The 8168-nt window shown below is 72.5% G+C and carries 8 protein-coding genes and 1 pseudogene; 6 read left to right on the plus strand and 3 right to left on the minus strand.

What is annotated here, in order from left to right; genetic code table 11:
- Positions 1–104: pseudogene (locus tag ACWGPE_RS18190) on the minus strand (UTP--glucose-1-phosphate uridylyltransferase); the annotation flags it as partial.
- Positions 105–222: 118 nt separating this feature from the next.
- On the opposite strand from ACWGPE_RS18190, the gene ACWGPE_RS18195 reads away from it, so the two are divergent.
- Genes ACWGPE_RS18195 through mscL form a run of 3 tightly spaced genes read left to right on the plus strand, consistent with a single transcriptional unit; the run spans position 223 to position 1631 of the window.
- The gene (locus ACWGPE_RS18195; protein WP_231430286.1) at positions 223–801 is read left to right on the plus strand and encodes a 5-formyltetrahydrofolate cyclo-ligase; all 579 of its coding nucleotides are present in this window, start codon (positions 223–225) and stop codon (positions 799–801) included.
- A gap of 35 nt (positions 802–836) precedes the next feature.
- The gene (locus ACWGPE_RS18200) at positions 837–1151 is read left to right on the plus strand and encodes an FmdB family zinc ribbon protein (protein ID WP_231430285.1); all 315 of its coding nucleotides are present in this window, start codon (positions 837–839) and stop codon (positions 1149–1151) included.
- A gap of 51 nt (positions 1152–1202) precedes the next feature.
- A complete protein-coding gene (mscL, locus tag ACWGPE_RS18205; RefSeq protein WP_376931321.1) occupies positions 1203–1631 on the plus strand; it encodes a large conductance mechanosensitive channel protein MscL in 429 nt (142 codons plus the stop codon).
- 33 nt (positions 1632–1664) lie between these two features.
- On the opposite strand, the gene ACWGPE_RS18210 is transcribed toward mscL, so the two are convergent.
- Together ACWGPE_RS18210 and ACWGPE_RS18215 are read right to left on the minus strand one after the other, a co-directional pair.
- Positions 1665–1886, minus strand: coding sequence for a hypothetical protein (locus ACWGPE_RS18210; protein WP_231430283.1), 222 nt, complete (start codon positions 1884–1886; stop codon positions 1665–1667).
- Positions 1883–5578 carry an AAA family ATPase gene (locus ACWGPE_RS18215; protein ID WP_452049214.1) on the minus strand — a complete coding sequence of 1232 codons (3696 nt, stop codon included), beginning with the start codon at positions 5576–5578 and terminating at the stop codon, positions 1883–1885. Before ACWGPE_RS18215 ends, ACWGPE_RS18210 begins: the two co-directional genes overlap by 4 nt.
- A 197-nt stretch (positions 5579–5775) precedes the next feature.
- Between ACWGPE_RS18215 and ACWGPE_RS18220 the strand changes: the two genes are divergently transcribed.
- Genes ACWGPE_RS18220 through ACWGPE_RS18230 form a run of 3 tightly spaced genes read left to right on the plus strand, consistent with a single transcriptional unit; the run spans position 5776 to position 8137 of the window.
- Positions 5776–7506: an FAD-dependent oxidoreductase gene (locus tag ACWGPE_RS18220; RefSeq protein ID WP_452049212.1), complete on the plus strand. Its 1731-nt coding sequence runs from the start codon at positions 5776–5778 to the stop codon at positions 7504–7506.
- 29 nt (positions 7507–7535) lie between these two features.
- Positions 7536–7844, plus strand: coding sequence for a rhodanese-like domain-containing protein (locus ACWGPE_RS18225; protein WP_452049213.1), 309 nt, complete (start codon positions 7536–7538; stop codon positions 7842–7844).
- Complete coding sequence (locus tag ACWGPE_RS18230; protein WP_452049215.1) at positions 7838–8137, plus strand: metal-sensitive transcriptional regulator; 300 nt, start codon at positions 7838–7840, stop codon at positions 8135–8137. Before ACWGPE_RS18225 ends, ACWGPE_RS18230 begins: the two co-directional genes overlap by 7 nt.
- The last annotated feature ends 31 nt before the right edge of the window (positions 8138–8168 follow it).

Raw genomic sequence — 8168 nt, forward strand, 5'->3', positions numbered from 1 at the left:
TCCACCACCGGCAGCATCTCCTTCGGCATCGCCTTCGTCGCCGGCAGGAACCGCGTCCCCAACCCCGCCGCAGGAATGACCGCCTTCGTGATCCGTTGAGTCATGCGCTCCAGCGTACCGGCTGGGATCCTTCCATCCGGGCTGCGACCGGTCCGGCCGGCTCCGCCTCCGCCTCCGCCTCCGCCTCCGCCTCCGCCTCCGCCTCCGCCTAGGATGTGAGCCATGCCCGACGATCCCGGTGTCCAGAAGCGCATCCTGCGCGCGGAGCTGCGCGAGCGCCGCCAGAACATGTCGATGCACGAGCGCACGCACGCCACCGAGGGCTTCACGGCCCGCCTCCAGGAACTCATCGGCTCCACCGGCGCCGACTCGATCTCGTGCTACCTCTCGATGCCCTCCGAGCCCGACACGCGCCCCTTCGTGAACTGGGCCGAGGCCCGAGGCATCCGCGTGCTCTTCCCCATCACCCGCGAAGACGGGCTGCTCGACTGGACCGTGGGCGAGGAGCAGACCGAGCGGCTCGGTCCCACCGGAGTGCCGGAGGCCGAGGGCGAGCTGCTCGGGCCGATGGCGATCAACGACGTCGATCTCATCGTGATTCCGGCCGCCGCGATCGACGCCACCGGCATGCGCCTCGGCTGGGGCCGCGGCTATTTCGACAAGACCCTCGGGTCGATGGGAAAATGTCCTCCGGTGTACGCCGTGGTCTTCGACAGCGAGTTCGTCGAGCACGTGCCGCGCGAGGTGCACGATCAGCCCGTCAACGGCGTCGTGACCCCCACCCGCATCATCGCCTTCTGAGCCGGCGCACCACCGCCCACCACCGAGAGACTGCAATGCCCACCTATTCCTACCGTTGCACCGAGTGCGACAACGCCTTCGACATCCACCAGGCCTTCACCGACGACGCGCTCACGGTCTGCGAGGTCTGCGGCGGCAAGCTGCGCAAGCTCTTCAACACGATCGGCGTGACCTTCAACGGCTCGGGCTTCTACCGCACCGACTCGCGCGCGGGCGGCTCAGCGGGTTCGGGGGGTTCGAAGAGCGGGTCGGATGCCTCGTCGGCGTCATCCTCGTCGGGCTCGGGCTCGTCAGGCTCGGGCTCGTCGAAGCCGGCGTCGACCGGCGGGGGCGCCTCGGCATCGTCCTGAGCCTCGGCTAGCGTGGTGCCCGTCCGAAATCGACACCGGAGGGGGAAGGCCGTGATCAAGGGCTTCAAGGAATTCATCATGCGGGGCAACGTCATCGACCTCGCCGTCGCGGTCGTCATCGGCGCGGCGTTCACGGCGGTCGTGAACTCGATCGTCACCAATCTGATCAACCCGCTGATCAGCCTCCTGTTCAAGGCTGACAGCCTCGACCAGGCACTCGTCTGGACGGTCGGCGACACGAAGTTCAGCTTCGGCGCCGTCATCGGCGCGATCATCTCCTTCCTCGCCGTCGCAGCCGTGGTCTACTTCGTGTTCGTCATGCCGATGAACCACTTCAAGGAGCGCGCCGAGCAGAAGCGCAAGGCGGGGCAGCCCGACCCCGAGGAGCCCGAGACCGAGCTCACGGTGCTCGCCCAGATCCGCGACCTCCTCGCCGAGCAGGGGTCCGTGGTCGGTTCGGGCCGCCACAGCGACCAGTAGCGCGACATCGACCGTCCGACGACGGGTCGAGACTCAGTCGCGCCGCCAGTGCGGCGGCCGGTCGCGCAGCAGGCGTTCGTCGTCGGGAGACGTGCGCCGAGGCATCCCCGTCGTGTCGCCCGACTGATCGCCCTCGGCCGGCGCGACGGGCGCCTCGGGCGACGGGTCGGAACCCGGCGCCGGCGTGAGCTTCGCCCGACGGGCACGTCCGGGAGCACGCTCGACGCGCTGGCGCGGCTCGGGCTCGTTGGTCACGGGCGGGAACCGGCGGCGCGCACCTCGGCGCCGTCGTCGACCGGGTCGGGCTTGCCGAGCACGCTCGCGACCCGAGCGGCGACCGCGTCGGGGTTGCCGAACAGCTCGAAGCTGTGCACGCGCAGGTAGTGCCACCCCAGCCGGCGCAGCACATCGGGCCGCAGCCGCAGCGACTCGCGCAGGCTCTGCCCCACGAACGCATCGTCGGTCTCGACCACGACCGCCTTGCCAGCGTGGGCGGCGGCGAGCGCGAGGCGTCCGCGGTAGCCGACGCTGACCCGGATGCCACGCCGCTCGAGCCGTGACGCGAGGTCGCGCAGCATCGAGCCGACCTCCATCCGCTCTCCCGAGTCGGCCGCGCGTTCCTCGGTCTGCGTCAGCACGTTCGCGAGGGCGAGCACGCCGTGGCTCTGCCGCGACTCGTCGATGTCGTCGGGGCGGAACGCCGAGACGATGTCCATCGAACGGCGAGCGCGGGTCATGCCGACGGCGAGCAGGCGATCGCCGCCCGGCTGGCCGAGCGACCCGAAGTTCGAGAGCAGGCGGCCGTGCGGGGTGCGACCGTAGCCGATCGAGAAGATGACGCGGTCGCGACTCTGGGCGACGGCCTGCTCGAGCGTCAGCACCGTGAACGGCTCGGCCCGGTCCTTGAGGATGAAGTCCGACAGGTCGGTGCGCTTCGCGAACGCGGCGAGCACCGCCTGGTGCACCCTGGCCGCATGCCGCGTGCTCGCGGTGATCACCATGAGCGACTCGCGCGGACGCTTGACGGCGTGCTCCATGACGAGCTCGACGACCTTCGCGACCTCGGAGTCGATCGACTCGACCGTGCCGGTCACCGAGTCGGGCAGCCCGTTGCCCGAGACGTAGTGGAGGCCGAGGCTGCCGTGCCCGAGGAAGCTGCCCGCCCACGGCAGCGACACGATGCGGCCGCCGTAGAAGCGCCGGTTCACGAGCTCCGCGAGGTCTTCGCCGCCGGCGCGGTAGCTGCGGGTGAGGGTCAGCGTCGGCAGCAGCTCGCCGAGCCGCGCGAGCGCCGAATCGGCGTGCAGGGCGTCGACGCCGCCGTGCTCGTGATCGCGGTCGGGCGGCGTCTCGCCGTCGTCGATGCCGGTCTCGAAGAGCGTCGGCGTCTGCGTGACGGGGTCGCCGAAGGCGACGACCTGCTTCGCCCGGCGGATGGCCCCGAGGTTCTCGGCGATGGTCGTGGCCCCGGCGTCGACGAGGATGACGGTGTCGAAGGCGATGCGGTCGTCGACGGCCGACACCTCGTAGGGCGAGGCGAGCCACACAGGGGCGAGCACGCGGAAGAGGTTCGGCGCCTCGGTCACGAGCGCGTCGGCGCGCAGGCGATCGCCGCGCAGCAACCGCTTGAGCACCGCGGCCTCCTCGGGGTGGTCGACGAGCGCGACCTTCCAGTTCTCGGCGAGGCGCCACGCGAGCAGCGGACCCGCAGCCGACGCGTGCGCCTCGTCGACGAGCCGGAAGTCGCCCTCGAGCCGGTCGAGCACCGTCGTGTTCGCGCCGAGCAGCGCCTTCTCGCCCGCGAGCACCTGCTCGAGCACCGACTGCCACCAGGCCAGCTCGAGCTCGTCGGCGACGCGCGGCTCGGGAACGTGGCGCTTGGCGAGGTCGACGAGCAGCGGGTCGAGCCCGAGCTCGCGCAGCCGGCCGAGGATCGCGGTGCGCTCCTGCAGGTTCGCGAGCACCTCCGAGTCGGCGGCGAGGCCGGCGAGGGTCGCCACCAGGTCGCGGATCGGCCGTGCGCCGAGCTGGCGCGGCGTGCCAACGAGGTCGAGCGGCGCGTCGAGGGTCGCGAGGTCGCTCGAGACGTGCTGGTACGCGACGTGCACGTCGTCGATGCCGACCGGGACGCCGGGGATCGCCCCCGCGTCGGAGTAGCGCTGCCAGAGGGTTCGCTGCTGCTGGATGCCTCGGAGCGCCGCGTTCAGGTCGGTGATGTGCACCCCGGGGCGCACGAACTCGAGCGCGTGACGGCGCAGGCGCCGGCGATTCGCACCCGACATCCCCGACTCGCGGCGCGGGGCGGTCGCGGCGATGAGCTCGCCGAGCGGCCGGTCGAAGACCGACGGCTGGAACCGGTCGAGGGTCTCTCGCACGTCGAGCAGCAGCCGGAGGAACACGCCGAGCTCGGCGATCGACTCGAACTCGCGGAGGCGGGTCTGCGCGATGAGCGAGCGGCCTCGCTCGAGGAGCCGCGGCACCTCGACGGCGCTCAGCCGCTTCGCGAGCTCGTGGGCGTTCGTCGCCTCTGCCGACGACGTGAACGACGCGCCGTACCAGGGCGAGTCACCCGGGCCGTAGCGGAACTCGCCGAGCTCGGCGGCGCGCGCGAGGTCGCGCGCGACGTCTCCGCGGCCGGTCGCGAGCTCGGCGAGTGCCGCTCGGTCGAGCCGTGCCGTCGTCGACGGCGGTGCCGGGAGGAGCGCGAGCCGCGCGAGCTCGCTGAGCGCATCGAGCACCGACACGTGCAGTTCGGGATCGGGACGCGTGAGGGCGGTGCGATAGTCGAGCAGCACCTTGCGCAGGCGGACGAGCGCGTCGTCGACGTCGGCGACCCGCGGCCGCTCGGCCTTCTCGTTGCGGGAGATCGACTGGATGAGCTCGCGCCGCAGACCCGGCGTGGTCACCGCGGCGCCGCCGAGGCCGACCTGCCCGAGTCGATGCGCGATGCCGTCGAGGCTCGCGCGCCGCGCGCCGACGACGAGCACCCGCTTGTCGTTCGCGACGAGCGCGCCGATGGCGTTGACGATGGTCTGGGTGCCGCCCGTGCCGGGGAGCGTCTTCACCACGACGGAGGTGCCCTGCTCGATCTCTGCGACGACCTGCTCCTGCTCGGGGTCGGCGTCGAGCAGGAGGGTGTCGGTCGAGGGCGGGCGGTCGTCCTGCCCGACGGGCTTGACGCGCTCACCGCGAGCGGCGGTCACGGCGGCGCGCGCGGCCGGGTTGCCGGCGAGCGCGTCGATCACCGGGTGATCGAGCTTCGCGGCGTCGATCGCCATCTCGGGCCCGACCTCGGCGAACGACGAGACCACGAGCCGCGGAGCGACCTGGAACCAGGGCAGGTGGCTCGTGAGCCCGCGCAGCCGGTCGATGACGGGCTGCGGCTTGAAGACGCCGTTCGTGATCGCGAGTGCGACGAAGGCGTCGGCGTCGAGCGTGATCTGGAACTGGTCGCGCAGCTCGCGGGCCAGCGCGGGGTTCAGGAAGGGTTGGCCCTTGAGCTTGAGCTCGAAGTCCCGGCCGTAGCGACGGATGGCGAGCGGACGGAGCAGCACAGGGGCGAGGTACTCCTCGCCGCCGTTGCGCCACGAGGCGAGCCCGATGGCGAGGTGCACCGACTCGACGCCGCGGACGCTCCGCAGTTCGATGCCCTTCTGCGTGATCTCGGCCGCCGCGAGCCGCGCGTTGCGCAGCGCCAGCTCGTCGCGGATGAGGCTCGACAGGAGGGTCGACTTGCCCGTGATGAACTGCGGCAGGCCGCCCGGGTGCGTCGTCGAGAGCTCGATGCGGCTGCGCGGGGTGTCGACGAACCGGACGAGCGGCGAGCGGCCGCCGACCGCGGCGAGCTCGGAGTTCCAGCGTCGCCAGGCGGGTTCGGCGACGTTGCCGGCGACGAGGGCCGGGTCGCCGAGGCTGAGGCCGTCGGGGCGGGTGATGTCCTGCTGCATGGGTTCCGGAGTGAGTTGGTCGGCGGCGGCGTCGGGCTCGTCGCCGAGGATCTCGTCCTCGTCGTCCTGGTTCCGATCGAGCCGCTGCACACCGACACCCTAAGACGAAACGCGCGAAATCCTCGGAGCATCGCCGCGGTCGGCCCCGTTCAGCTGGTTCCCGGATACCCCATGGGTATACATGCTAGGGTCGTCGAGTGCGCCTGATCCCCACCCGCGACCCCAGCTCGGCCATCCGCCCGCCCGTCACCGTCATCATCGGCGGCGTCGCCGGCGGCATGTCGGCCGCGACCCGCCTGCGCCGGCTCGACGAGGAGCGCGAGATCATCGTGCTCGAACGGAGCGGCGCCGTCTCGTTCGCGAACTGCGGCCTGCCGTACCACGTCTCCGGCGTCATCGCCGAACGCGACGACCTCGCCCTGCAGACGCCCGAGCGGCTCGCCGAGCGCTTCCGCATCGATGCGCGGGTGCGCCACGAGGCGGTGGCCGTCGACCCCGCCGCGAAGACGGTCTCGGTGCGCGACCTCGCGAGCGGGAGCGTCGCGGCGATCGCCTACGACGAACTCGTGCTCGCGACGGGGGCCGCACCGCGGCGCCCCGACGACGTCGACGACGACGCCCCGATCCACGTGCTGCGCACGCTCGACGACCTCGACGGCATCATGGCCGCCCTCGCCTCGGTCGGCGATGCCGGCCCGGCCGTCGTCATCGGCGGCGGGTACATCGGCATCGAGCTCGCCGACAACCTCGTGCGGCGCGGCGTCGCGACGACGCTCGTGCAGCGCGGCGAGCAGGTGCTCGGCGGTCTGGACCCCGAGATGGCGGCGCCCGTCGCCGACCATCTCGCCCGGCGCGGCATCGGCATCGAGCTCGGCCGCGACGTGCGGCGCGTCGCCCACGACCACGTCGAGCTCGACGACGGCACCCGGCTGCACGCCGGCATCGTGTTCGCGGCGATGGGCGTGCGCCCCGAATCGGTCCTCGCCGTCGCCGCGGGCCTCGCGACCGGCCCCTCCGGGGGCATCGTCGTCGACCACGATCACCGCACGAGCGACCCGTCGATCTTCGCCGTCGGCGACGTCGTCGAGCAGCGCGACGCGATCGACGGGTCGGCGCGGCTCGCACCCCTCGCGGGCCTCGCGAACCGGCACGGCCGCGCCGTCGCCGACGTCATCGCCGGCGCACCACGACCCGCCCGCCCCGCCCTCGGCACCGCGATCGTCGACGCCGCAGGACTCACCGTCGCCTCGACCGGCTGGAGCGAACGGCGTGCGCGCGAACGCGGCCGGGCGGTGCGGATCGTGCACTCCCATCCCGCCTCGCACGCCGGCTACTACCCTGGCGCCGCACCCATGTCGCTGAAGCTCGTCGTCGACGCCGCCACCGACCTCATCGTCGGCGCCCAGGCCGTCGGCACCGACGGCGTCGACAAGCGCATCGACGTCATCGCCACCGCGATCGCGACCGGACTCACCGCCTCCGGGCTCGCCGACCTCGAGCTCGCCTACGCACCCCAGTACGGGCACGCGAAGGACCCGATCAACCAGCTCGGCTACATCGCGGGCAACCTCGCGAGCGGCGAGGACCGGGTCGTCCAATGGCACGAGCTCGACGACGAGCTCGCACGCGGCGCCGTACTCATCGACGTGCGTGCCGAGACGCAGCTCGACGAGGGGCGCATCCCCGGCGCAACCTGGATCCCCGTCGAAGCGCTGCGCGAACGCCACGCCGAGTTCGCCGGCCGGCGGATCGTCGTGCACTGCCGGGTGGGGCAGGGCGCGCACACCGCCGCCCGGCTGCTCGCCGGTCTCGGCCACGACGTCGTGAACCTCGACGGCGGCTTCCTCACCTGGCGCGACGGCATGCGCGCCCGCGAACTCGCCGCGGCTGCGGCATCCGACCCCGCAGACGGCGAACGCGCCGCCTGACCGACCCATCCGCTGACGAAGGAGCCCGAATGCGATCCCTCTCCCCCGCCGAGGTGCACGCCACCGACGACGCCTACCTCATCGACGTGCGCGACGAGGCCGAAGTCGCCCAGGCGCGCATCGACGGCGCCCACCACATCCCGCTCGGCGAGCTGGTGGCCCGCCTCGACGAGGTGCCGCGCGACCGCACGGTGTACGTGCTGTGCCACGTGGGCGGCCGCAGCGCGCAGGCGGTCGTCTACCTCGAGCAGCACGGGTTCGACGCCGTCAACATCGACGGCGGCATCGTCGGCTGGCACCGCGAGGGCCTGCCCGTCGAGCTCGGCGGCGCATCGTGAGCACCGCCCTCGAGGAGCAGCGGCGCATCGCGAACCGGCTGAAGCGCGCACGCGGGCAGCTCACCGCGGTGATCGAGGCCGTCGAGTCCGGTGCCGACTGCCGCACCGTCGTGACCCGGCTCGCGACGGTCTCGAGCGCACTCGACAAGGCGGGCTTCGCGATCATCTCTGCGGCGCTGCGCGAGTGCCTCGCCGACGAGGCCGAGCCCCGTTCAGTCGAGGGATCGGACGAGCCCGCGAGCGGACGGATCGGGATCGACGAGCTCGAACGGCTCTTCCTCAGCCTCGCCTGAGACGACGGATGCCCCGCCCGCGGGTCGCGGG

The sequence above is a fragment of the Agromyces sp. NPDC055658 genome (assembly GCF_053618155.1).

What these genes read in the sequence shown, in the direction of transcription:
- ACWGPE_RS18200 (WP_231430285.1), top strand. Translation starts at nt 837, where the DNA reads ATGCCCACCTATTCCTACCGTTGCACCGAGTGCGACAACGCCTTCGAC.
- ACWGPE_RS18225 (WP_452049213.1), top strand. Translation starts at nt 7,536, where the DNA reads ATGCGATCCCTCTCCCCCGCCGAGGTGCACGCCACCGACGACGCCTAC.
- ACWGPE_RS18215 (WP_452049214.1), bottom strand. Translation starts at nt 5,578, where the DNA reads ATGCAGCAGGACATCACCCGCCCCGACGGCCTCAGCCTCGGCGACCCG.
- ACWGPE_RS18195 (WP_231430286.1), top strand. Translation starts at nt 223, where the DNA reads ATGCCCGACGATCCCGGTGTCCAGAAGCGCATCCTGCGCGCGGAGCTG.